The following is a 25,418-nucleotide window of genomic DNA, read 5'->3' as shown; positions in this document are numbered from 1 at the left end:
AAGGTTTAACATGGATTGGGTTGATACGGGCTATATTTTATCTACGCAGAAACATGGTGAGACCTCTGCGATAATTGATGTTTTCACCCAAGATCATGGACGCCATAAGGGTTTGGTGCGCGGTGGTATAAGCCGGAAGATGCGCCCAGTGTTACAGCCAGGGAATTATGTCAACGTTGAGTGGCGAGGGCGTCTTTCAGAGCAGCTTGGATATTATGTCGTTGAAGCGATTGATTCACGTGCGGCTGAACTGATGGATGATAGACTCTCCCTGACAGGCCTAAACGCAATGACGGCAATGTGCAGAGAAATGTTGCCTGAAAGAGAGCGCCATTTTGATATTTACAATGTATTTCAGATCGTTCTATCGAATTTGCACGAAGTTTCTATTTGGCCCGCATTATACATTCGCTGGGAAGCAGGACTGTTATCTGCTCTAGGGTATGGGCTGGACTTCACGAGATGTGCCGCAACAGGCAGGAATGACAACTTAACACATATTTCCCCACGTTCAGGACGTGCCGTTAGTGCCAGTGCTGCAGAGCCCTATCTTGACAAATTACTGCGTTTGCCCCCTTTCATGCGAGGAGAAAACACTTCAACACCAGAGGATATCTTAGATGGTTTGAAACTTACTGGATATTTCCTTGAAACGCGTGTGCAGTGGGAACTTAATCGAACTTTGCCTGAAGCCAGGCAGCAATTGGTTGAGCGATTGATGGCGGCCGAAATTGCAGTGCAAAGGGTAGGCTAACTATTGCGAATGTTGTCCACTGGACTTTGGTTTTGAATACAGAATTGAGATAGCAAAGATGAGAACAGGCGTTAGTCTGAAGTTGATTCGAACATAATGAGAGACAATGGCTAAAAAACCAACAGATATGAGCGATACATTATCAGAAAACGCAATTATCAGTGAACATATAGATGACGCCTTATCTTCACGATATTTAGCATATGCTCTCTCAACAATTACTCAGAGGGCTTTGCCTGATGTACGTGATGGGATGAAGCCTGTTCATCGCAGAATTCTTTATGCTATGCGTCAACTCAAGCTAAACCCTGAAAGCGCACATAAAAAATGTGCTCGCATTGTTGGTGATGTAATGGGGCAATATCACCCTCATGGGGATGCTTCTATTTATGATGCACTTGTAAAGCTCTCTCAATCATTTTCTGCACGATACCCTCTTGTTAATGGGCAGGGGAATTTCGGAAACATCGATGGTGATAGTCCGGCTGCTATGCGGTACACCGAAGCTAAAATGACTGCTGCGGGGCTCGCACTTTTACAGGGCATTGATGAAGACGCGGTAGATTTTATACCAACTTATAATGAAGAGGACATGGAGCCTCAAGTTTTGCCTGCCGGCTTTCCGAACCTATTAGCCAATGGGTCTCAAGGCATTGCTGTGGGGATGGCAACGTCAATACCTCCTCATAATGTTGCCGAAATTTGTTCTGCTGCCTTACATTTAATCAAAACTCCCAATGCGCGCATCGAAACTTTAATGAGCCACATTTTAGGTCCAGACCTTCCGACTGGCGGCATTATTGTAGAGCCTAAAGCGTCTATGTTAGAGGCTTACGAGACAGGCAAAGGCAGTTTTAAAGTTCGTTCGCGTTGGAGTGTAGAAGACACAGGGCGAGGGACCTACCAAATAATTGTAACTGAAATACCTTATCAAGTTCAGAAGTCACGATTAATTGAAAAACTTGCCGAGGTTATTGAAACAAAAAAGGCACCAGGGTTAGCCGATGTTCGGGACGAAAGCGCGGAAGATGTGCGTATTGTTTTAGAACCACGTAGCAAAAATATAGACCCTGCGCTGTTGATGGAAAGCTTGTTTAAAATCTCTGAGCTTGAGAGCCGGGTGAGTTTAAATATGAATGTGCTGGATGCTACGCGTACGCCGCGTGTGATGAATTTGCGAGAGGTCATTCAGGCCTGGCTTGACCATCGCCGCGAAGTCTTACAGCGGCGTTCAAGACAACGCTTAGGGAAGATCGATCTTAGAATGGAAGTCCTAGATGGGTTCATGATTGCCTTTTTAAATCTGGATGAAGTTATTCGAATCATTCGTTTCGAAGACAAGCCCAAAGAGGAGTTGATAAAGGCGTTTAAACTGACGGAACGCCAAGCAGATGCTATCTTGAATATGCGTTTGCGCTCATTGAACAAACTGCAAGAAATTGAAATCAAATCTGAGTATGACACGTTAGCCGCTGAGAAGGCAGAAATTGAAGCCTTGTTGGGGTCCGAACAGAAGCAATGGGGTGTAATTTCAGAACAAATCAAAGAGCTGAAAAGCACTTACGGGATCAAGACAGAGATTGGTGCCCGACGTACGCATTTTGAAGATCAACCAGATATTGATGTAGATCTCGCGACCGCCTTTATAACCAAAGAACCTATTACAGTTGTGCTCTCTGAAATGGGGTGGATACGTGCTATGAAAGGGCATGTTGCTGACCTCGCGGGCTTAAAGTTCAAAGATGGAGATAAGCTTGCATTTGCCGTAAATGCACAGACAACAGATAAAATTATTGTTTTTGCTTCGAATGGTAAATTCTACACGCTTGGTGCAGACAAATTACCAGGGGGGCGTGGAAACGGTGAACCTATTCGGTTGATGGTCGATTTAGAAAATGATCACCTTCCTGTTGGAATGTTTGTTCATGATGAAAAGCGGGAGTTATTGATTGCAAGTACAGCAGGTTATGGTTTCCGTGTTTCTGAGAGCGACATTATTGCGTCAACACGTGGTGGACGGAAAACTTTAAATGTTAAAGGGGCCGTCGAGGCATTACGTTGTATCCAAGTACAAGGTGATAAAGTTGCTATAATTGGTGAGAATAGAAAAATTCTTATATATGATGTTGATGAATTACCATTAATGACGCGCGGTAAAGGGGTTCGATTGCAGGCCTTTAAAGATGGGGGGCTAGCCGATATGACGACCTTTAAAGCTGAAGAAGGCTTATCATTTTATGATAGCGCTGGTCGTAGGCAGGAGGTTTCAGACTGGTCATTACTCGAAGGTAAGCGTGCTCAAGCGGGACGTATGGCTCCAAGAGGTTTCTCGCGTAAAGGTGTTTTTGATCCTAATAGAGGCCTGTAGCCATCAAATTTGGCTGCATGGCTCTAATTAATCTGTTGCGTGTTTAATCATGAGTTAAAACCCTTAAGTGCTTTTAGTGACGCTGAAGCGTGTGACATTGGGGGCGACGTGCAATTCAATGTCCATTATTTAACAAAAGATCGTATTCGATAAAGTCGACTCTACCAGACGAAGTTTAGAATAGAGTCCCTTGAATTATAGGATGCAAGGTAACTGTCATTAAGACACAAAAAAGCCCCGAGCAATCGGGGCTTTTTCATGTTTCAAACAGTTATTAGAATTTATTTGATGGGGTTGCCGTCGGCATCAATCTCGACAACTTTATAGCCTAGAGCAACGACATCATCGTAGACTTCAGCTTTGTCGCCAACAACCACCATAATCATCTCTCCGAGTTGAAGGTGCTTAGCGGCTAATTCGTCGATTTCTGATTTCGTCATATTCGCAAGGATGTCGGCTTGCTCATCAATATAGCTAGGCTTCAAATCATAGGTCGCCATCCGAGAGAGGAAACCAAGCTTCTGACTAGGGGTTTCGTAGGCGCGAGCATCACGTTGACCAATGGCTGATTTTGTGAACTTTAATTCGTCTTCGGTGATACCGCTTTGTTGATAAAGTTGTATTTCTTTTGCAAATTCAACAATAGAAGCTGCTGTAGAGTCCGCTCTTACACCAGCACTCGCACGGAACCATCCAGATTTTTCATCACCGTTGAAGAAAGATCTTGCACCGTAAGTATACCCTTTATCTTCACGTAGGTTCAGATTGATACGACTATTAAATGCTCCACCCAGAGGGTAGTTCATTAATCCGCTACGGTAATATTCTCCAGTAGCGTCATAAGGCAAAGCTCGCTTCCCAACACGGATTTCACTCTGTGCTGCGTTTGGTTTGTCTACGAAATAGAGTGTTCCAGTGTCTAATTGCGGGAAGTCCTTGATTTCAGATGAGGCCACATCTGGGCCCTTCCAATCAGAAAGGGGAGAAAGAGCCTTTTCCATAGCGGTTTTGTCTAAGTCGCTAACTGCTATTACAGAAGCAATCTTAGGGGAGTAATGCGCCGCATAGAAAGCTTTTACATCTTCTAAAGTAATAGCTTCTACTGAGGCTTCCGTGCCGTCATTAGAATATGCTGTTGGGTTGTCAGTCCCATACATCATAATATTGAATAAGTTACTGGCTGTTTGGCTTGCTTCCTTTTTACCCGCTTTAATATTTTGAATTTGATTCGCTTTATCTCGAGCAAAGTCCTCTGGATCAAATTTAGGCTTTAACAATTTTTCCATAGCAATTGCTATCGTATCATCAAGGTTTTCAGTCAGCGTACGTATTCTCATGGTAGTAAAGGTGTCACCAGCAGAAAATGATACTGAAGAACCAAGCTTATCGAGTTCGTTAGAAAGCTCTTCAGCTGTACGTTCAGTCGTGGCCTCACTCATGAGGCCCGCTGTCAAACTTGCAAGACCGAGTTTGTCTAATGTCTCATGACTTTGACCCGCTTTTATGCGTAGACTGATAGTTGTTGTTGGAACTTCAGTGTTTCTAGCACCTAACACTTCAATGTCATCACCGACTGAGAACGTATAAGTATCGGGGACTTTAATCGTTGGGTTTGGGCCAGAGGCTGGTACAATGCTTCTATCTAATCCTTCAGGGTCTTCTGGGCGTGACCATGTTTGTTCCGCTTCGCCCGAAAAATCCGGTATTGTGCGCTCATAGCGCTGCCATGTATCGGCATTGGCAATCATCTCAGGCTTTCCTTTTGGGACAATGCTCATGATAACGGCAGGATTATTTTTAATATACTTATCGTATACCCGCGTAACATCTTCTTTTGTTACGCCTTCATATCGAGCAATATCATCGCCGATACCATTGGGGTTATCGCGAAATGTTTCATAAGCCGCGAGTTGCGAAACTTTGCCAGAGACGCTTTCAAGTCCATAAATTAAGCCAGAGACAATACTGGCCTTTACACGTGTTAAGTCATCATCAAGCACGCCGCGACCTTCAAATTCTACGAGTGATTCCCGAATTGTGGATTCTAGGTCTGAAAGCTTTTGAACACGGCCAGGATTTGCCAAAGCAAGCATTGTAAAACTACAGCTTATTTCTCGGCAGCTATGACCTGCTGAAGCTTGCACAGCAAGTCCTGGCTTTTGCAAGTTTTTATAGAGAAGTGAGGTTTGTCCTTGCCCCATAATGTTTGCAAGAACATCAAGAGGGGCCTCATCAGGGTGATTGGCGTGTACAGTCGGCCATGCCATATAGAGGAGGGGTAACTGCACATTGTCTTCAAGAGAAATATAGCGGTCTGCGTCTAATGTTATTTCTTCATAGACCGGGGCATCATGTTCTGGGCCTGCTGGAATAGTACCAAAATAGGTTTTTACCCATTCAAGTGTTTGTACCGTGTTAAAATCTCCACCAATCGTAATAACCGCATTATTCGGTCCGTACCAATTCATGAAAAATTTCTTCAAGTCGTTTAAATCGGCGCGATCTAGATCCTCTAGATAACCAATTGTTGACCAGCTATATGGGTGTCCTTCGGGATAGAGAGCCTCCCCGACGCGTTCCCATAAAAGACCATACGGACGGTTGTCATAGCTTTGCCCTCTTTCATTTTTTACTGTTTCACGCTGAACTTCAAATTTTTCCTGAGTGACAGCATCAAGGAAAAAGCCCATCCGATCCGCTTCCAGCCATAACATTTTTTCAAGTTGGTTACTTGGAACGGTTTCAAAATAATTTGTTCGGTCTGAATTGGTCGTGCCGTTTAAAGTACCACCTGCTTCGGTAATAATTTTAAAGTGCTCTTCATCGGCAACGTTTTCTGAACCTTGGAATTGCATATGCTCAAAAAAGTGTGCAAAACCTGACCGCCCAGGTTCCTCACGGCCTGAACCAACATGATATGTAACATCAACATGGACTAGTGGGTCAGACTTATCTTGGTGAAGGACGACTGTAAGCCCGTTATCAAGTCTGAACTTTGAATAAGGAATTACTACCTCTCCAGAGTCACTTCCTTGGACAGTTTCAATCAAAGTAACGCCTGCGGGTAAATCCATATTTGCTATGGATTCCGTATTCGTGACGCCAGTGTCTGATTTGTTTTCAGCGGCCTGGCAAGCTGTGAGTGCGAGTGCCATCGCGGCGCTAGCGAGCAGTGGTTTAGTATTGAAAAATGTCACTTTTAAATGTCTCCCGAAATGTATCTAAGCCGTGTTATCATTGGTGCGGGAGGAAATCTACGGGTTACGTTTCCACGGATTCGTAACTTTTTGTGATGATTTTTCTCTTTTCAAAGCTGAACGAGAGAAGTTTTCCGCATTACTGGGGGTAGGTCGGCTTTTCGTTCCAATATGGCCGCCCGCAAATTTGACGATTGCTTCGATTCGTTTTTCAATCGGAGGATGGGTCGCGAAGGCCCCCGCTAGTCCTACCCGTGGGTTGTGTAGGGCCATTTCTCTTATTTCATCGGGTACGTTACGAAGCTCTGCATTTCCTGAAAGTTTCTGCAAAACACGGATCATGGCATCTGGATTTTTTGTGAGCTCTATAGCGCCTGCATCTGCTAAAAATTCACGCTTCCTTGAAAGGGAAAACCGTATCAATATGGCTATAAGGTAGGTCACAGCAATAATAGCCAGTGCGAAAAGAATTAAGGCTCCGGCATTCCCACCGCCACTACGCCGGTGATTGCTAGAGCGAGGTAGATTTGTACGAAATACTCCGCGAACGACACTCTCACCTACGAATGCAAAAATTCCTACGAATATAACGGCTATAATCATCATACGAACATCTTTGTTCCTAATGTGAGAAAGTTCATGCGCAATAACAGCTTCTAGTTCTTCATCATCAAGTGTGTTTAAGAGCCCACGTGTCAAAGTGACTGTGTAATTTTTTTCTCTAATGCCGCTTGCATAAGCATTTAGTACTGGAGTCTCTATAACCTTCAATTTGGGCATAGTTTCGCCGCGGGAAATTGAGAGGTTTTCTAGTAAACGGTAGGCCCGCGGTTCTTCATTTATACTGAGTGAACGTGCCTTAGTTGCCATATCTATCAAAGCTTGATGAGAGAAAAAGGCTACGCAAAACCATGCGCCTGAGACAGCAAGCGTGATTGGCGCCATCGTGGGGATGGTTTCTAATGCAAATGATAGTCCCTCTGAAATGCCATGGTTTGAGGTAAAGCCTATCCAAAGTAGGAGTAGAGCATAGGCAAGGCAAAGTAATAGGATTGGGAAAAACATGAGCAACAAAATGCTGCGCATGTTATTATTCCAAATATGTGTTTTTAAGCCGTAGGCTCGAAGCACAGAAACTCTGCCTAGCTGAAATCAACAACGGGAGGTGTTTGAAGTGCTACGCGTCCTTCTGGTGACTCAAAGAAGTCACGCTCTTTAAACCCGAATGGGCCAGCTATCAGAACAGCAGGAAATTGTTCACGCCCTGTATTATATTCTTGGACTGCATTGTTATAGAAACGGCGTGAAGCTGCAATTTTGTTTTCAACGTCAGAGAGTTGATCTTGTAGTTGTAAGAAATTTGTATTGGCTTTGAGCTCGGGGTAAGCCTCCGCAAGTGCAAATAATTTACCTAGTGCAGCGCTTAACATGCCTTCGGCTTGCGCTTGTCCTTTGACAGAATTTGCGTTAACCGCCGCACTGCGGGCCTGCACAACTTCCTCAAAAGTCTCTTTTTCATGAGACGCATAACCTTTTACTGTGCTTACAAGTTGAGGGACAAGATCTTGACGTTGCTTAAGCTGAACTTCGATATCAGACCAAGCTTGGTTTGTTGTTTGTCTCAATGCGACCAATCGGTTGTATATACCAACAATAATGGCGCCGATGACGACGATGATACCAATAATAACGAAAAGAGTAGTCATGTCATTTCCCAATAAATGTGGCCGATTAGAAATCAAACCTAAAATCCCTATAAGTCTGAATGTGCCGATAAATTATGTCTGTGGCAAGAGGGGAATTAGTATCATTGACGTTCAGTTCCCATAAAAATAATGGGGTAGGGCCGTCACAATCTTTGGGAAACTAAGGACCAGTAGGATAACGCAAATTTGGATGGCAATAAATGGTAAAACGCCTCTATAGATTTCAGTTGTTTTAACTGCAGATGGGGCCACACCGCGTAAATAAAATAGAGCAAATCCAAAAGGCGGCGTAAGAAAGCTAGTTTGTAAATTTAAGGCCATCACGACCCCTAGCCAAATCGGGTCAATACCTGCTGCTAGTAATGGCGGCGCTACGAGGGGGACAACAACAAATGTTATCTCTATAAAATCTAGGAAAAAACCCAACAAAAACATTACTAGCATTACAAGTGCAAAAGCGCCCCAAACACCTCCAGGTGCGTTTGAGAGCCAATGAGCAACCATCTCATCACCGCCAAACCCTCGAAATACGAGGCTAAATATGGTCGCGCAAATAAGTATTAAAAACACCATGCATGTAATGTGAAGGGTTGACAGAGACACGGTTGAAAGGTGTTTTTTCCCCTGAAGCGTTGAAAAAGCCGTTAGCATTCCGATGAAACCTAGGGTGGCTAATACAAATGAAAGATAAAGGGCTAATTCTAAAATTGAACTTCGATTAAATATGTTAAGTCTTAAGTCCAGTCCAAATAAGTCCATCCCGATGAGCAATAAAAGGGCGACGCTTCCAATTACTATGACGCGCTTTATAAATAGTCTGTCAGTGGTTTTATAAGCCGCTAATAAAACGGCCCCAATTGCTCCTAGGGCTGCCCCCCTGGTTGGCGTGGCATATCCTGATAAAATAGATCCTAAGACAGCAAAAATAAGTCCAATTGGTGGAATCATAGATTTTATAGAACGAAGAAAGGCCTGCTTTAAATCGATGCTTTCAGTCCTATATGCTGGCGCGCGAGTTGGTGATTTAATTGCAATGTACACTATGTATAGGGCATATAAAGCCACAAGGATTAGGCCGGGAAGTAAAGCTCCAGCAAATAAATCTCCAACTGAAACGACACCTGTCGCTTCGAGGCCATGGCTACGCTGCGCTTCTTGGTAAGCATTAGAAATTTGATCCCCTAAAATGACGAGAACTATTGATGGGGGAATAATTTGTCCCAGTGTTCCAGATGCGGCTATGGCTCCAGAGGCAAGGGCAGGGTCATAGCCTCGGCGTAATAAGGTCGGGAGGGATATCAGCCCCATTGTTACAACCGTTGCTCCTACTATACCTGTTGAGGCAGCTAGGAGGGCACCAACGGCAATCACAGATACACCCATGCCGCCACGTAACGGCCCGAGTAATTCACCCATGCTTTCAAGTAAGTCTTCGGCAATTTTAGATTTCTCAAGCATGACTCCCATAAATACAAAGAGGGGAACCGCTAATAAAATTTCACGGGTTAATATCGGAAATATACGTCCGGGTAGAGAAAGTAAGAAAACAATGTCAAATTGCCCGATCACTATACCTATTGCGGAGAAAATGAGTGAGGTACCAGCCAATGTAAACGCGACACTATAGCCTGCCATTAAAGCGCCGCACGCAAACACAAACATGAGTAGAGCTAGTAATTCTGGCAGGCTCATAGAGTTTGCTCCGCCTTCTTATTATTTTCAAAACGCTCCATAAATGATTTTTGAGCCTGCGGAGACGCAGTTGCAGGGTTATGACTGATTAAAATAAGTGTTGCACGAAGTGCAGATGATAACCCTTGCGCTAAGAGTAGAATAAACATGGCTGATAAGGCGGATTTTAATACGAAGATGCCTTGTATACCATTTCCGTTGGTTGAGCCCTCAAAGCTTTGCCAGGCAAAACTGATAAAACTCTGGGAACGCCATATCACAGCTAAAGAAACAGGCATTAGAAGTAGGTAAAAACCACAAAACTCAACAAGCGCTCGCGATTTTTGGTTGAGGCGTTCATAGACAATATCGACTTTTACGTGCTGTCCTGCGAGATAGGTTGGTGCAACACCAATGCAAATTCCTAATGCATGTAAATAGATGGCTAATTCATCCCACCAGATCGACGAGATGCCGTAAATTGAAAGAGCAAATACAGATAAGGCGACCGTTATAACCATAGACGGCATAACCCACTTTATGGCTTCTCCTAGAGAGGTCATAAACAATTCAATTAATTGCACTAAAAGACAGGAGAACGTCGTCAGTTTTTTAAATAAAAGTACAAAAAAAGGTAAGAAGAGTAACGGTATAAACGCCCAGCCTATAAATTGAATGGCGCGACCAATTATGTCTAAAACAGCATTGTCCATATCAGAAAATATAGCCAAGCATCATTTTGTGCCCTGTGCTAGAGTTCGGGCGCGAATAAAGGCCCCATCCCCAAGTTCTGTCCAAGCCCTTTGCAGTTTCAGATTTTTGACAAAGCTTTGATAGATATTGGCAGTCTTGCGATCGGCTTGAGCCAATCCTGATAATACATCTTCACTGGCAGCCCCAATGGTGGCTAAGACATTGTCTGGCAGTATTCGAGGTTCTATCCCGTGTTCACTTTTTAAAGTTTCAAGCGCAACTGCGTTCCGAAAATTATATTCACCTAAACTGATGTCATTCACACTGCGACAGGCATATCGTATTATGGCTTGGTCAGAAGGGGTAAAACTGTTCCAAACATCTTTGTTAATACCTAGAGATAAAGAGGCGCCGGGTTCGTGAAACCCAGGCGCGTAGTAATAGGGCGCTTCTCGGTAAAACCCGAATGCAAGGTCATTCCATGGTCCGACCCATTCTGTCGCGTCTATGGCGCCAGATTGTAAGGCTTGATATATTTCGCCGCCTGGCAGGTTTACAGCAGCGCCACCAAGTTCTCGTATAATGTCACCGCCCAATCCGGGCATACGAATTTTCAAGCCTTTGAAATCTTCAATTGACTGTATCTCTTTTTTAAACCAACCACCTGTTTGGTGGCCTGAATTCCCAGCTTGGAAAGCTTGAATGTTGAACTGCCCAGATAGGTCATCCCAAAGCTCTTGTCCTCCACCGTGGTCAATCCATCCCATAATTTCAGTTGCCGTCATTCCCATGGGAACTGCTGTGAAGAAATTAAATCCCTTAGACTTACCCTGCCAGTAATATTCAGCAGCGTGGTACATATCAGCCGCCCCAGTAGAGGTCGCTCCGAAACATTCTAGAGCACCTACTAATTCCCCCGCAGCATAGACTTTTATATCTAATCGGCCGTCCGTCATGTCGTAAACGGCTTTGGCTAGGTTTACAGGCATTATGCCTAGACCAGGAAAATCTTTAGGCCATGATGTTGCGAGTCTAAGCTGTCTACGGTTCTTAGAAAGAGAAGGAGAGGCAAGGGCGGACTTATTTGAAGATGATTCCGGTTTAGGTGACGTTGTTTTCGTCAGGGCCCCTAATGTTCCGGCGCCGATTGCAACGGCTCCAGAGCCGAGAAGTATATCTCTGCGTTTCATTACTAGACGTTCCCCGTCAAGACTTGTTTTAAAGCCGTTTTATTATTTAGTCTCTTCTTGTTTGTTAGTACCCCGTTTTGTCAAGGGGTATCCACCCTCTGTGACTTAACACTTCACAAGGTTGAAAATCTGATTTGTAATCCATCTTTGTACTGCCCGGTACCCAGTAGCCCAAATAGAGATAGGGGAAGTTAAGGGTCTTACAGCGTTCAATTTGATCTAATATCATTAACAGCCCTAAAGAGCGCTTAGATTCTTGAGTGTCAAAAAAGCTGTAAACGAGAGAATGACCATCCATTAAACGGTCAATAAGAATTGCCGCAACTAGGTGTCCATCTGTCAATCTATATTCTACAATCTCCGTCTCTGATGCACAGTCCTCCACCATCATTTCGTAACGCGCAAAGTCCATATCGGCCATGCCGCCATGTATGTGGCGTGTCGTTAGATATTGTTTCAGCAAGTTGAATTGTTCTTTGGTCGCGATTGGACCTTTGATTTCACGTGACAGGTCATTGTTTCTATTTTTGATTCTGCGGAAACGTTTGCGTGTTTCAAATCCGATAACATCAACTCTAAGAGATCGACACTCACGACAACTCTCGCATGCTGGGCGATATATTACATTTTGAGAACGCCGAAAGCCTGCATGTGTCAGGTAATTGTTTAGATGAGGTCCGTCGAGAGGGTCCAGTTGAGTAAAAATTTTTCTCTCAATACGACCTGGTAAGTAAGGGCACGGCCCAGGTATTGTTAGGTAAAATTGTAATCGATTTGGGTCAAAAACGTGGCTCATAATTTATTTTAGGAAGCTGGGTTTATTTTACAATTCAAAAAACACTGGCGATAATAAACTAAAGCTGATCCAAAGAATAAGAATAAGTGGCGCGCCGAATCTTGCAAAGTCTGAGAATTTGTAATGACCGGGCCCCATAACGAGTAGGTTAGTTTGGTAGGCTATCGGTGTAGCGAAGCAGCAATTTGCTGCGAAGATTACCGTCAACACCATTGCTATTGGGTCGATTCCAGTTTGAGCACTTACGGACAAAGCGATAGGGGAGAATAACAGGGCCGTCGCACTATTACTTATAACGTTTGTCAGTAAAGCGACTATAAGGAAAATAGCTGATATGAGAATTTGATTTCCATAAGGCATAAACGTTGCAACGACGCCTTGAGCTATGAAATTTGCGCCGCCTGTTGCTTCAAGGGCTAAACCCATAGCAAAAGCTGCGCCAATTAATAAAAATATTCGCATGTCTAAGGCGCGAATGGCCTGCCTGATGTTCAAACAGCCCGTTAGTATCATTGCTAATGCACCTGTTAATGCAGAGGTTTCGATAGGAAGAATGCCAAAAGCAGCAAGGGCAATTGTTGCGAAAAATATGCACCGCGCGGTTATAGACTTTCTGATATCTGGGAGCTCAGTTCTGGACCAATCCAACAGAAGAACATCACGGTTATTACGTAGCCCGCGCACATCTTTATCATAGCCAAAAACGAGTAAGACATCACCAGCTTCTAGCCTGATATCCAGCATCCTTGTACGAATCATACGGGAGCGTCTTTGTATACCTAAGACCAGACATTTAGTTTGCCGCCTAAAACCAATTTGTTCAATATTGCGGCCTATCATACGAGAGCCAGGCGCAATTACGGCCTCACTTATCACAATCGATTCTTGGCTATCTGTTTCTCTTTCGCCATCATCAAACCCTGTGATGTTTAACATTCCCCGTAAATATTCTGGTTGCGAAGACAGTAATTTTGAAAGTGATTGACGAGTAGCCGCAACGATAAGAACGTCGCCTGCTTGCAATGTCTCATCAAAGGGGGGTAAATAGGATTGCTCTCCCCGCTGTATCATACGTACTGTCACATTTTTCAGCTTCGTATAAAGGCCCGCAACGGGCGATACCCCCACAAGAGGGTGCTCCGGTGTGACTTGGATTTGAGCAATATATTGCCGGCCCGTATCGGTGAGTTCATTTTCCATGTTTTTTCGTTCAGGGAGTAAGAAAGGCGCTGCAAGAATAATATACAACGCACCAATTCCAGCGAGAACTAGTCCCGGCACAAGTTGAGTGAAAAAGGAAAGTGAGAAGTCGGTTGTCCGTTGCAGGACGTCATTAACAAGGAGGTTGGTAGAAGACCCTATCAATGTCGTCATGCCTGCTAAGATACACAAGAAGGAAAGCGGCATCATATAACGGGACGTGGACGTCTTTACACGAGAGGCCATCGCCGCCAATATTGGAATGAACATGACGACTACAGGCGTGTTATTCATGAACATAGAGACCGAAAAAGCGCCAATAAATACAATTAACAGTGTTTTGCGAGGGTCAGTTGTCAGGGCTTTATTAATGGTATTAATGGGGCCTTCTAAAGCGCCTGTCTGAAACAAGCCTTGTCCTACCACTAATAATGCCATGATTGCGATAAGGGCCGGTGCCGCGAACCCTGATAAGAGTTCTGAATTTCCAAGAGGGAGTACTAAGTTAAGGTTTGGTATTGAAAAGAATAAGAGTAGCGTGACAATGACCCCTACGGATACAACTTCAATTGAGTAAGTCTCACGTACATAGAGAAACACTGCAATCGAAACGATCACAAATGTAGCGATCATGGGCATCATTGGCGATGATAAAAGACTAAACGCAGTCATGAGGAAACAATATTTTTCTATGAGGTGTCACGGCTTTACATGAAAAGACTAGCCCTTAGAAAGCAAGGATAAAATATAAAGATAATCAAATAAAACATATTTTTCATCTTGATATATTAGGAAAGTTAACCATGGCAAAATGTGCGTTTCTAGGTTTAGGAGTTATGGGACACCCTATGGCAGGGCATTTGGTGGCGGCGGGTCATGAAGTTAGAGTCTGGAACCGTACAAAACTCAAGGCTTTGAATTGGTCAGAAACGTATAAGGGAAAGGCTTTTGATTCAATTGATGGTTGTGTCGATGGTGCTGATTTTGTGTTCTTATGTGTTGGGCAGGATAAAGATGTCTTTGATGTCATGGAATTCGTTTTAGTCGCTGCCAAGCCAGACGCTATAATTATCGATCATACCACCGCGTCTTCTAAATGCGCTCAGGAATGCTATGCGAAAGCGGCAGAGCGTAAACTGGAGTTTATTGACGCGCCGATATCTGGGGGGGAGGCTGGCGCGGTTAATGGACAGCTCAGTATTATGTGCGGAGGGAATAAAGACGCCTTTGAAAAAGCGATGCCAGTTATGAGTGCTTATGCCAAGGCGATGACGTTGATTGGGCCAAGCGGTTCGGGGCAAATGGCTAAAATGATAAATCAAATTTGTATCGCTGGTGTTCTGCAAGGTCTGTCAGAAGGCGTTCATTTTGCGACTGAAATGGGTTTGGATATGGAAACAGTTTTGAAGGCCATAGGAAAGGGTGCTGCGCAAAGCTGGCAAATGGATAATCGGGCCATTACTATGTCGCGTGATGAGTTTGATTTTGGATTTGCCGTTGATTGGATGCGAAAAGACCTTGGCATTGTTCTAGAGACTGCGAGTGAGAACAATATAGACTTACCTTTAGTTCAAGATGTTCAATCACGATATAAAGTCGTTCAAGAGATGGGTGGGGGACGATGGGATACGTCGTCTCTGATAAAGGCTCTTAAAGATTAAGAGCCTTTATGAAGCGATTTAGCTATATCTCTAGCAAAATATGTCAGGACACCATCACAGCCAGCACGCTTAAAGCTGCCCAAGGTTTCCATCATAACTTTGTGCTCATCAATCCAGCCATTGGCCCCAGCGGCTTTAATCATGGCATATTCACCGCTGACCTGAAATGCAAAGGTCGGCATAGAAAACTCATTTTTTATGTCGCGAATGATATCTAAATAGGGAAGGCCAGGTTTAACCATGACCATATCTGCACCTTCAGTTATGTCGAGCGCAACCTCGTGCAGAGCCTCGTCACGATTCAACGGGTCCATTTGATAGGTTCTTTTATCACCTTTTAGTGCAGCATTCGTGCCTATCGCGTTACGATACGGGCCGTAAAATCCTGAAGCATATTTTGCGGCGTATGACATTATTGGAACATTGCTGATACCACTTGAATTTAATGCCTTACGTACAGCGCCAATTCGGCCATCCATCATGTCTGATGGCGCAACAATATCTGCACCAGCTTTTGCAAGTATAGATGCTGTTTCAGCGAGGACCTCTAACGTACTATCATTTTCAATTATTTCACCCTGCATCAAACCATCGTGCCCGTGATCAGTATACGGGTCTAAAGCAACGTCTACTATGACGCCTAAATTTGGAACTTCAGCTTTTATGGCGGCCACGGCTCGTGGTACAAGGCCGTCAACATTCAAGCTTTCCTTGGCCGTAGGGTCTTTGAGTTTGGGGTCGATATGAGGAAATAAGGCTATGGCCGGTATGCCAAGGTCTGCAGCCTCTTTGGCATGTTCAATCAAAGCATCAATATTGAGGCGCGAAACATTAGGAAGACTTGGGACTGGTGTTTGGAGCTCATGAGAGTCCGTAATAACCATAGTCCATATTAAATCATTCACACTTGGTTGATTCTCACGAACTAATCGTCTTATCCAATCATGTTGTCTCGTGCGGCGTAATCGCGCATTTGGGAATTGTCTCATGTGAAAACCCTTGTTTTTCGAAACTTTAGCAATTGATACCTTATTAGGCCTGCGACATAACAGTCTGCTTTAATTATAGCAATTCGTGTAATTATTCCGTAAAAGATGTCGAAACGGAGACAGGACTATGTCCAAGGACTACAAACAGTATTTCGCAGATGCTGTACAAAATGTACGTGATGAAGGAAGATATCGTATCTTTCGAGATATTCGCCGTAAAAAGGGTGAGTTCCCAAAGGCGACTTGGTTTCGCGAAGGACTTGAAGAAAAAGAAATAACTGTTTGGTGCTCCAATGATTACCTAGGCATGGGTCAGATGGAGTGTATCGTTGAGGCTGTGAAGTCTGCTGTAGATACAGCTGGGACTGGCTCAGGCGGCACACGAAATATATCTGGCACGACACGTTATCATGTTCAGCTTGAGTCAGAGTTGGCTCAATTACACAAGAAACAAAAAGCTCTGGTCTTGACGTCTGGTTACGTGGCCAATGAAGCTACACTAGGTGTGATGAGCAAAATTTTACCTAACCTTGTTATTTTCTCAGACGAAAAAAATCACGCGTCTATGATTTCGGGAATTCAACGTGCACGATGCCAAAAGGTAATCTTTGCACATAATAATCTAGCGGACCTCGAAGCGAAGCTTAAATCGGTTCCTCTTGACCAACCTAAGATGATTGCCTTTGAGAGCGTTTATTCAATGGATGCTGATATCGCGCCGATTGAAGAAATTTGTGATCTAGCGGACAAGTATAACGCTCTGACATATATTGATGAGGTTCATGCTGTTGGTATGTATGGCGAGACTGGTGGGGGGGTAACTGAGGAGAGAAACCTCGCCCATCGTGTTGATATCATTCAGGGAACACTGGCTAAGGCATACGGAATGATTGGCGGGTATGTGGCTGCGGATGAAATTATCATTGACGCTATTCGCTCTATGGCCTCTGGCTTTATCTTTACCACCTCTATTCCGCCGAGCACAGCTGCCGGCGCTCTTCGTAGTGTCAAAGTTTTAAAATTGACCCCTGAAAAGCGTGAAAGCCTGCATGAACGAGCGAAAATGTTGAAAGCCAGACTTCGTCAGGCTGGATATGATTTTGTTGATGGGCCAACACATATTGTGCCATTGATGGTTGGAGATCCTGTGAAATGCCAAGCAATCTCAGATAAGTTAATCGAAGAATTCGGTATTTACGCCCAGCCTATTAATTACCCAACCGTACCTCGTGGTGAAGAGCGCCTTAGATTTACACCGGGACCACTCCACACTGATGAGATGATGGATGAGTTAATGAGCGCTTTAGAGGTCGTATGGGAAGAATTCGAACTTAAGCGTGAAAAAGTCGCTTAGCTGTTACAATCGGCGCGACTTTTCCTTTGGGACAATATGGTAAGCAAGCCGTTCTAACAGCTCTATCATAACAGCTGTGGCTGTGAAACTTAAGCCGTAAGCTAGTTCTTTCGCTAAAACCATAATGTAGGGCTTAAGGCCTTGGTGGCCTAATTCGGAGGCGAATCTGATGAAGTCGGAGATAGATGCTATACAGTAGGCAAAGCCACATAAGAGTATACCAATTTTAACCGCGAATATTAATTTGCGTGAAAACAACATATTTGGCCTTTAATCCCTAAAAAATTCTACCAAAGCGTTGCGCAACTTAAGTGTCAAAGCTAAGAGCGGTCAATCATTTTGGAGACCGAGAATGTCAAACGTCACGAACGACCAAGCTTCAGCCCATCTTTCCAATTATTTCTCGGAAAGCTTAAAGGACCGTGACCCTGACTTGTATAAAAGCATGCAAGACGAGTTAGAGCGTCAACAGCATGAAATTGAACTGATTGCGTCCGAAAACATAGTTTCAAAAGCTGTGTTAGAAGCTCAAGGCTCTGTCCTGACGAACAAATATGCAGAAGGTTATCCGGGTAAACGCTATTATGGCGGATGTCAGTACGTAGATGTGGCTGAACAACTCGCGATTGATAGGGCTTGTGAGCTTTTTGGATGTGATTTCGCTAATGTACAGCCAAATTCTGGATCACAAGCGAATCAAGGGGTTTTCTTGGCGCTTCTAAAGCCTGGTGATACTATATTGGGTATGGATTTAGCGTCTGGTGGGCATCTAACTCATGGCGCGCCTCCAAACATGTCGGGTAAGTGGTTTAATGCGGTTACTTATGGCGTTCGTGAAGACACACACTTGATTGATTATGACCAAGTTGAGGCCCTTGCCCTAGAGCATAAACCGCAACTCATAATTTGTGGTGGTTCAGCCTATTCACGCCAAGTGGATTTCGTACGTTTTCGTGAGATCGCAGATAAGGTCGGGGCTTACCTTCATGTCGATATGGCCCATTTTGCTGGGTTAGTCGCAGGCGGAACACATCCGTCGCCCTTTCCGCACGCTCATGTAGCAACGACAACAACACATAAGACTCTTCGTGGCCCTCGTGGTGGCATGATACTTACGAATGATGAGAAATTGGCCAAAAAGTTTAACTCGGCTATTTTTCCTGGCTTGCAAGGTGGGCCTTTAATGCATGTAATCGCTGGCAAAGCGGTCGCTTTCGGCGATGCTTTAAGGCCGGAGTTTAAAGCTTATAGCCAAGCTGTAATCGATAATTGTCGGGCAATGGCATCAGCGCTTGTGGAAAGCGGATATGCGGTCATTACAGGCGGAACTGACACTCATTTGGCATTAATCGATTTGTCGCCAAAAGGCGTTAAGGGTAATGCTGCTGAAAAAGCATTGGGGCGGGCTTATATCACTTGCAACAAAAATGGCATTCCGTTTGACAAGGAGAAGTTTACGATCACTTCAGGTATTCGCGTTGGTTCGCCAGCAGGAACTACACGTGGTTTTGGTGTTGCGGAGTTCCGTGAAATCGGTTTGTTGATGGCCGAGGTTTTAGATGCATTAGCTGAAAACCCGAAAGGCAATGCAGAGGTTGAAGCTTCTGTTCGTGAGAGAGTAAAGGCTTTGACGGCGCGCTTTCCAATCTATGGCTAGGATGAGTGCGTAACTCTAGGTTTAAAGTTACAGACTTTTTGAGTCATTTCTCTCTTGTGACTGCCTATACGGGCTTATTTACTCTTATGAGAAGGCAGTCAGTTTCACAATTCGTTCAGAGATGCGTAATAATGTGCTCTGTGGCTAAACTTAGTGTTCTCTCTGACGTAGTTTTGGTAAAACATATGTAACCGTAGCGCGGCTAGCAATTTTATTGCTGCTGCCACCTCGGATTAACACTGAAATGACAGCGAGGCTCCGCCCCAATTTAATGATTTCGGCTTCAGCGATCAGTTTTTTTCCAATGCAGGGGCGTAAGAAATCTATATTTAGGTTTGATGTCATGGCCATAGGCACAGATCCAACTTTTGTAAAAATAGCCGCATAGGCGGCCTGATCAGCAACGGCCATTTGTGTTGGGCCATTGATGAACCCGCCTTGTCTAAGTTGGGCGGGACCTGCTTCCATTTCCATTATGGCAAAGCCTTCTTTGACTTCGGTGAAGACGGGCCAAGGTTTAGGCCTGACAGCAAAGTTCTCTGAAAAGAAATTATTTAGTTCATCAATTGTCAATTGGCTCATATAGTTTTCATCTTTTTCTTACATTTGAACGAATTGTCTGCAATTTTACAGTGTTTCAGTTGTCATGGAACTGTGTTAATCCGCATGCATGCGATGCCCATTTTGTTCCTCTGAAGAGACCCAAGTCAAAGATAGTCGACAAGCTGAAGATAATTCTGCTGTTAGGCGTCGCCGTCTCTGCGCACAATGTGGAGGTCGTTTCACCACGTTTGAAAGAGTTCAATTACGAGCACTGACAGTGATTAAGAAATCTGGTCGGCGTACACCTTTTGACCGGGATAAATTAGCGCGATCTGTTATGATTGCTTTGCAAAAGCGTCCCGTTGAAGCCGAACGTGTTGAGCAGATGATTAGCGGTGTTGTACGGCGCCTCGAAAGTATGGGGCAAGCTGATGTTACATCAGACGAGATCGGGCAGCTTGTGATGGAGGGACTATCTACGCTCGATAGTGTTGCCTATGTGCGATATGCTTCTGTTTACAAAGACTTCCGAGCGACTCAAGACTTTGAAAGCTTTATTGAAAAAGAAAACCTTCAGATTGCGAGCGGTGCTACGCAGATATCAAACATCGAGGACGAATAAGGTTTGAAACGCCCTTTAGTTACACTCAAGTTAGCGACGTCTCTTGATGGTAAGATTGCGCTTGCGAATGGGCAGTCTGAATGGATTACGGGCGAGGCGGCTCGCCGACAAGGACGCTTATTAAGAGCAGAGCATGATGCCATTGCTGTGGGGTCTAACACTGCAGTATTAGACAACCCTCAACTTACCACGCGCCTCGAAGGACGAAAAAATCCACACCGCGTTATTTTTGACAGCCAAGTACGGCTGTCTCCTGAGTCAAATTTAGCCCAAACAGCCCGCACGAATCCAGTCACAGTCTTTTGCAGTGAAGGGGCGGAAACAACTGTCTCTGCAATGGCGTTAAAATCGTTACATGTGCAAGTTCTACCTGTAGCGAAATCTGAAGCAGGGCTCGATGTGAAGTTAGCGCTGAGTTTGTTGAAAAATTTAGGTTTACAGACTGTATTGCTGGAGGGAGGAGGGACTTTAGCGGCGAGTTTTATTCGGCACAACCTCGTCGATACGATTGAGTGGTTCCGGGCCCCCGTTGTGCTGGGAGCCGAAGGTCGTCCTGCTATTGGAAACTTAGCTTTAGAGCACATCAGTAATATTTACCGCTTTGACAGAATTGACGTTCAAGAGATTGGTGTCGATATATGGGAAAGATACCAAGTAAAACCAAATATATAACAATGGTTTAAGGCATTATGTTCACAGGAATTATAACAGGAATTGGTACTCTGGTACGAGTGGATCGAGATCAGACAGGAGAGCGATCTGAATGGGGTGATACGCGTATGGTTGTAGAAAGCCAGTATGACTGTGAAAGCATTTTAATTGGAGCTTCTATTGCCCATTCAGGGGCGTGCATGACTGTTGTTGAGAAAGAGCAAACAGCTGAAGGGTGCCGCTATGCCTTTGATGTTTCGGATGAAAGTTTGGACAAGACAACGCTCAGTGATTGGAAGGTCGGGCATAAAATCAATCTTGAGCGCGCTATGACGGCTGCTGATGAGCTTGGTGGGCATCTCGTAAGTGGTCATGTTGATCAAGTTGGAGAACTCATAAGTAGAGAGGCGTTGGCTGGGTCATTAAAACTCACTTTCCAGGCCCCAGCGGACCTTATGGCAACCATTGCTCCGAAAGGCTCAATTACTATTGATGGTGTTTCACTGACAGTGAATATGGTTGAAGATGCTCAATTCAGCGTAAATATCATTCCTCATACGGCCGAAGTTACAACTTTGGGACAATTACAGCCTGGGGACAAAGTAAATCTGGAAATTGACTTAATAGCCCGCTATGTGGCGCGTTACCTGTCACAAATGAGAGACAAATCGTGAGCGAAGTAAATACTGCGACATTTCAAGACGTATATAATCTCGCAACCCCAGAAGAGATTATTGAGGATGCGCGAAATGGTCGTATGTATATTTTGGTGGATGCTGAGGATCGCGAAAATGAAGGCGATCTCATTATACCGGCCCAATTCGCAACGCCTGATGCTGTGAATTTTATGGCGAAATATGGTCGTGGGTTGATTTGCTTGTCATTGGAGGAAGAGCGGGCCGCTCAGCTTGGTTTGGAACCGCAAAATAAAAATAATGGCTCGCGTTTTGAAACGGCTTTTACGCAATCCATCGAGGCACGCGAAGGTGTTACAACAGGCATAAGTGCAGGAGACCGTTCTCGGACAATTCAAGTCGCCATAGACCCAGATAGCCGGACTGATGATATAGTCACGCCAGGTCACATGTTTCCATTAATCGCCAAAGATGGTGGCGTATTAGTCCGAACAGGACATACTGAGGCATCCGTTGATATTTCCCGTATGGCTGGTTTAAACCCTTCAGCTGTAATCTGCGAAATTATGAATGATGACGGCACTATGGCCCGTCTTGATGATCTCGTAAAATTTGCGCAATTTCATGGTTTAAAAATAGGCACTATCGAAGACTTGGTCGCTTATCGGATGCGTAAAGATCATTTCGTAAAACATATTGCGACCTCTGAGTTTACCTCTCAAAATAATGACAAGTTTAATATTCATGTATATCGTAACTTTTTGGACGGGTTAGAGCATGTTGCGCTGAGCCGCGGTGAACCTGATGCAAATAAAGAGACCTTAGTACGTGTGCATAAGGTCGATTTCGCTGGCGATATCCTGTACGAAGACAGTCCGCGTTCTGGGTTGATTTGGCATGCAATGAAAGATTTGGCAGCCTATGATGGACATGCAGTCTTGGTTCTCATTCGAGAGGGCTCGATTAACACTCTGCTAGAGCGCTTAGGAGCACATAAATCCTCTATTGATCGAAAAGAGCAAAATATAAGGGAATATGGTGTGGGTGCACAAATCCTCGCAGATTTAGGCGTGCATAAAATGCGCGTGATTACAGATAGAATGCCTAAGTTAATAGGGCTTGAAGCGTATGACCTTGAACTGGTTGGCATTCAGCCTCTTAGTGGCGGAAAAGGTCGTTAAATGAATATTCTAATCATTGAAGCTCGGTATTACGAAGATATTTCGGATTCTCTGCTTGAGGGAGCTGTAGCGGCCTTACAAAAGGTAGGTGCAAAAATCACGAAATTAACAGTGCCTGGAGCCTTGGAAATTCCTCACGCCATTGCATATGCAGAGGCAGGTGAAAGAGATTACGATGGTTATGTAGGGCTAGGCTGCGTCATTCGGGGGGAAACCACCCATTATGATTATGTCTGCGGTGAGTCAGCCCGTGCACTTATGGATCTTGCTATCGATAAATGTCTCGTAATTGGCAATGGAATTATCACTGTTGAGAATGAAGAACAGGCTTGGGCAAGGGCGAAAGTTGACCAAAAGGATAAGGGTGGTTTTGCTGCAAATGCAGTCATAAAAATGATAAACGTTCGCAAAGCTTTGGCAGAAAAACCCGCGGAAAAGAAAACATAATGAGCGGCGCCAACCCGAAATTCCGCCGTGCGGCGCGTATTGCGATAGTTCAGGCGTTATATCAGATGGATGTAGCAAATGCGCCATTTAAAACGGTGGTGCGTGAATTTAGAAACCACCGTTTTGGTTACAATGATGAGTCTGATGTTGTCCAAGTCGACGAAAACTTTTTTGAAGAAGTCATTGAGGGAGTAGTTGGTTCTCAAAATGCCATTGATACGAAAATTAGTACTCTATTGCCTGAGAAATGGCCACTACGTCGACTAGATTTGACCTTGCGTAGTTTACTTCGAGCGAGCGCCTTTGAGATTATGCGCCGTCCAGACGTACCCGCCTTAGTTATTATCAATGAATATGTATCAATCGCGGCCGACTTCTTTGACGGTAAAGAGCCTGGAATGGTCAATTCAATTTTAGACAAGATTGCCAAGGAGGTAAGAGCCTCTGAATTTGGCTTGGTCGGAGCTGCGCCTATTGCTGATACTTCTAATGAGTCAGGCTCGTCTTGAAAGAATTTGATTGGATTAAAAGCTTCCTTGCCCCTTTAGTCGGCAAAGAAGGTTTGAATTTAGAAGATGATGCTGCTCTTTATACGCCTCCAGCGGGACAAGATTTGATTCTTACCAAAGATACACTCGTTGAGGGGGTTCATTTTTTAGAAGGTGAGTACGGAGCTGACACGGCTCAGAGATTGCTCGCCGTTAATCTCTCAGACCTAGCGGCAAAAGGCGCTCGTCCTGTAGGCTACCTATTATCCACGGCGTGGCCGAAACATCTGAACGCATCGAGCTTAACGGATTGCATGCGCGATTTTGCCCAAGGCCTCGCGAATATACAATCTGCTTATAACTTCAAATTATTCGGAGGCGACACAGTTAGGATTGATGGCCCTATGACAATTTCAGCAACACTCTTGGGGGGCGTTCCTTCTGGGGCAATGGTGCGGCGTTCTGGTGCAGAACTTGGTGATATTGTTTGGGCGAGTGGGAATATTGGGGATGCTCACTTAGGATTAATGGTGGCATTACAAAATGACGACTTGAAGGCCTATATGCCTTCCTCTGAAGAGGCTCATTATTGGGAGGAATCTTTTCGCTTTCCAGTCCCACGTTTGAGTTTCGTAGATAGTTTGCGCCTTTATGCGAATGCATGCGCAGATATCTCTGATGGCGTGTTTTCTGAAGCCTTACACATCGCGAATGCGAGTAACCTTCGAATTGAACTCTTTCTTTCGTGCGTGCCTCTAAGTGAGGCTAGCCAAAAATGGTGTTTAGCTGGGGATGAAGAAGAAAGACGCATGAGGCTTAGTAGTGCAGGGGATGACTATGAGCTTTTATTTACGGCTCCGTCAAAACATTCGCACGCTATTCAAGATGCAGCAAAGGCTATTGGCCTTAGAGTCACAAAGATCGGCCGCGTGACAGAAGGTAGTGGGTTAAACTGTGTAGGAATGAATGGTCAGCCTGTGGCTATTACGAAGCACGGCTATAGTCACTAACCTCCTGGGCCACCTGCTCCGCCAGGAATGTCTTGATTGCCGCCAATTCTGTCCGTGGGTAGACGCCCAATTGTACCAAAAATTTGTTCAAGCACTGAAAGCTCTCGGCCACGGGTAGGTGTCTCGCGGTTGACGTAATTCACATATTGACCGTCTTCAATACCATATTCAGCGACTTCTGTGACTTGGCCATCTTCATCAAACGTGATCGCAGTGATGGAGCGTTCTTCAATTTGAGGTCGTAGATAGGCATAACGCTGACGTACAGAGTTCATATAGAACCAAGTGTCTTCTGCAATATCTTCATCAAAGGTAGATTTTACTGAAGGGTTTCCTAATCGTGCGAGAACGCTAGCCTTCGTGTCTGTCTCTGGGTTGACAGCCTGAGGCTTGTCTTCTGTTGGAACATACCCATGTGTTCGTAGGATAGGGTTACATGCCATGAGTGTGATGGCTGCTAAGCCGAAACAAACTGGTTTTAAAATGGTAGAGGTCATAAAGCCACTTTTACTTCTATTAGAACGCGCTAAGACCTAGCTAAACTACAACAAAGTAGCAAGACAGATACTGTGTTAAACATAGGTTAGAATTATGAGTTTCCTCTC

The 25,418-nt window shown here is 44.5% G+C and carries 23 protein-coding genes; 12 read left to right on the top strand and 11 right to left on the bottom strand.

What is annotated here, in order from left to right; translation table 11 throughout:
• Positions 1-10: 10 nt before the first annotated feature.
• Both recO and parC read left to right on the top strand, forming a co-directional pair.
• A complete protein-coding gene (gene recO / locus DES40_RS03805; RefSeq protein WP_121099219.1) occupies positions 11-754 on the top strand; it encodes a DNA repair protein RecO in 744 nt (247 codons plus the stop codon).
• A 127-nt stretch (positions 755-881) separates the two neighbouring features.
• Complete coding sequence (gene parC / locus DES40_RS03800; RefSeq protein ID WP_121100398.1) at positions 882-3,122, top strand: DNA topoisomerase IV subunit A; 2,241 nt, start codon at positions 882-884, stop codon at positions 3,120-3,122.
• A 281-nt stretch (positions 3,123-3,403) separates the two neighbouring features.
• On the opposite strand, the gene DES40_RS03795 is transcribed toward parC, so the two are convergent.
• The 8 genes from DES40_RS03795 to DES40_RS03760 all read right to left on the bottom strand — a co-directional run bounded on the left by DES40_RS03795 (position 3,404) and on the right by DES40_RS03760 (position 14,247).
• Entirely contained in the window at positions 3,404-6,277 is a 2,874-nt protein-coding gene (locus DES40_RS03795) for a M16 family metallopeptidase (protein WP_121099218.1), read from the bottom strand.
• A gap of 99 nt (positions 6,278-6,376) precedes the next feature.
• Positions 6,377-7,405 carry a M48 family metallopeptidase gene (locus DES40_RS03790; RefSeq protein WP_121099217.1) on the bottom strand — a complete coding sequence of 343 codons (1,029 nt, stop codon included), beginning with the start codon at positions 7,403-7,405 and terminating at the stop codon, positions 6,377-6,379.
• Between the two features lie 56 nt (positions 7,406-7,461).
• Positions 7,462-8,025 carry a LemA family protein gene (locus DES40_RS03785; RefSeq protein WP_121099216.1) on the bottom strand — a complete coding sequence of 188 codons (564 nt, stop codon included), beginning with the start codon at positions 8,023-8,025 and terminating at the stop codon, positions 7,462-7,464.
• 111 nt (positions 8,026-8,136) lie between these two features.
• On the bottom strand, positions 8,137-9,717 hold the full coding sequence (locus DES40_RS03780) for a TRAP transporter large permease (RefSeq protein ID WP_121099215.1): 1,581 nt from the start codon (positions 9,715-9,717) through the stop codon (positions 8,137-8,139).
• Positions 9,714-10,427 (bottom strand): TRAP transporter small permease subunit, encoded by a 714-nt coding sequence (locus tag DES40_RS03775; RefSeq protein WP_147405845.1) that lies wholly within the window; start codon positions 10,425-10,427, stop codon positions 9,714-9,716. Before DES40_RS03775 ends, DES40_RS03780 begins: the two co-directional genes overlap by 4 nt.
• A gap of 3 nt (positions 10,428-10,430) precedes the next feature.
• Positions 10,431-11,579: a TRAP transporter substrate-binding protein gene (locus DES40_RS03770; protein WP_121099213.1), complete on the bottom strand. Its 1,149-nt coding sequence runs from the start codon at positions 11,577-11,579 to the stop codon at positions 10,431-10,433.
• Positions 11,580-11,643: 64 nt separating this feature from the next.
• Positions 11,644-12,375, bottom strand: coding sequence for an arginyltransferase (locus tag DES40_RS03765; RefSeq protein WP_121099212.1), 732 nt, complete (start codon positions 12,373-12,375; stop codon positions 11,644-11,646).
• Positions 12,376-12,402: 27 nt separating this feature from the next.
• The gene (locus DES40_RS03760) at positions 12,403-14,247 is read right to left on the bottom strand and encodes an SLC13 family permease (protein WP_233345395.1); all 1,845 of its coding nucleotides are present in this window, start codon (positions 14,245-14,247) and stop codon (positions 12,403-12,405) included.
• A gap of 113 nt (positions 14,248-14,360) precedes the next feature.
• Between DES40_RS03760 and DES40_RS03755 the strand changes: the two genes are divergently transcribed.
• On the top strand, positions 14,361-15,236 hold the full coding sequence (locus tag DES40_RS03755; RefSeq protein WP_121099211.1) for an NAD(P)-dependent oxidoreductase: 876 nt from the start codon (positions 14,361-14,363) through the stop codon (positions 15,234-15,236).
• Here DES40_RS03755 and hemB read toward each other — a convergent pair.
• Positions 15,233-16,225: a porphobilinogen synthase gene (gene hemB, locus DES40_RS03750; RefSeq protein WP_121099210.1), complete on the bottom strand. Its 993-nt coding sequence runs from the start codon at positions 16,223-16,225 to the stop codon at positions 15,233-15,235. The genes DES40_RS03755 and hemB overlap by 4 nt on opposite strands.
• A 127-nt stretch (positions 16,226-16,352) precedes the next feature.
• On the opposite strand from hemB, the gene hemA reads away from it, so the two are divergent.
• A complete protein-coding gene (gene hemA / locus DES40_RS03745) occupies positions 16,353-17,579 on the top strand; it encodes a 5-aminolevulinate synthase (protein ID WP_121099209.1) in 1,227 nt (408 codons plus the stop codon).
• Between the two features lie 352 nt (positions 17,580-17,931).
• On the top strand, positions 17,932-19,236 hold the full coding sequence (gene glyA / locus DES40_RS03735; RefSeq protein WP_121099207.1) for a serine hydroxymethyltransferase: 1,305 nt from the start codon (positions 17,932-17,934) through the stop codon (positions 19,234-19,236).
• Positions 19,237-19,386: 150 nt separating this feature from the next.
• Here the strand turns inward: glyA and DES40_RS03730 are convergent, their stop codons facing one another.
• Positions 19,387-19,818, bottom strand: coding sequence for a PaaI family thioesterase (locus DES40_RS03730; protein WP_121099206.1), 432 nt, complete (start codon positions 19,816-19,818; stop codon positions 19,387-19,389).
• Positions 19,819-19,906: 88 nt separating this feature from the next.
• On the opposite strand from DES40_RS03730, the gene nrdR reads away from it, so the two are divergent.
• From nrdR to thiL, 7 genes are read left to right on the top strand one after another with little or no spacing between them, the layout of a single operon-like run.
• The gene (nrdR, locus tag DES40_RS03725) at positions 19,907-20,401 is read left to right on the top strand and encodes a transcriptional regulator NrdR (RefSeq protein WP_121099205.1); all 495 of its coding nucleotides are present in this window, start codon (positions 19,907-19,909) and stop codon (positions 20,399-20,401) included.
• Positions 20,402-20,404: 3 nt separating this feature from the next.
• Complete coding sequence (locus DES40_RS03720) at positions 20,405-21,073, top strand: RibD family protein (RefSeq protein ID WP_121099204.1); 669 nt, start codon at positions 20,405-20,407, stop codon at positions 21,071-21,073.
• Positions 21,074-21,090: 17 nt separating this feature from the next.
• Positions 21,091-21,726 (top strand): riboflavin synthase, encoded by a 636-nt coding sequence (locus DES40_RS03715; RefSeq protein ID WP_121099203.1) that lies wholly within the window; start codon positions 21,091-21,093, stop codon positions 21,724-21,726.
• Positions 21,723-22,868 carry a 3,4-dihydroxy-2-butanone-4-phosphate synthase gene (gene ribB / locus DES40_RS03710; protein WP_121099202.1) on the top strand — a complete coding sequence of 382 codons (1,146 nt, stop codon included), beginning with the start codon at positions 21,723-21,725 and terminating at the stop codon, positions 22,866-22,868. The genes DES40_RS03715 and ribB overlap by 4 nt, the downstream gene beginning before the upstream one ends.
• The gene (gene ribH / locus DES40_RS03705; protein ID WP_121099201.1) at positions 22,869-23,315 is read left to right on the top strand and encodes a 6,7-dimethyl-8-ribityllumazine synthase; all 447 of its coding nucleotides are present in this window, start codon (positions 22,869-22,871) and stop codon (positions 23,313-23,315) included.
• Positions 23,315-23,824, top strand: coding sequence for a transcription antitermination factor NusB (nusB, locus tag DES40_RS03700; protein ID WP_121099200.1), 510 nt, complete (start codon positions 23,315-23,317; stop codon positions 23,822-23,824). The genes ribH and nusB overlap by 1 nt, the downstream gene beginning before the upstream one ends.
• On the top strand, positions 23,821-24,813 hold the full coding sequence (gene thiL / locus DES40_RS03695) for a thiamine-phosphate kinase (protein WP_121099199.1): 993 nt from the start codon (positions 23,821-23,823) through the stop codon (positions 24,811-24,813). Before nusB ends, thiL begins: the two co-directional genes overlap by 4 nt.
• Here thiL and DES40_RS03690 read toward each other — a convergent pair.
• On the bottom strand, positions 24,810-25,310 hold the full coding sequence (locus tag DES40_RS03690; RefSeq protein WP_121099198.1) for an outer membrane protein assembly factor BamE: 501 nt from the start codon (positions 25,308-25,310) through the stop codon (positions 24,810-24,812). The genes thiL and DES40_RS03690 overlap by 4 nt on opposite strands.
• Positions 25,311-25,418: the final 108 nt, after the last annotated feature.

It is taken from the genome of Litorimonas taeanensis (genome assembly GCF_003634015.1).
GTDB classification, from domain to species: domain Bacteria; phylum Pseudomonadota; class Alphaproteobacteria; order Caulobacterales; family Maricaulaceae; genus Litorimonas; species Litorimonas taeanensis.
This window is presented reverse-complemented; position numbering and strand designations above follow the sequence as displayed.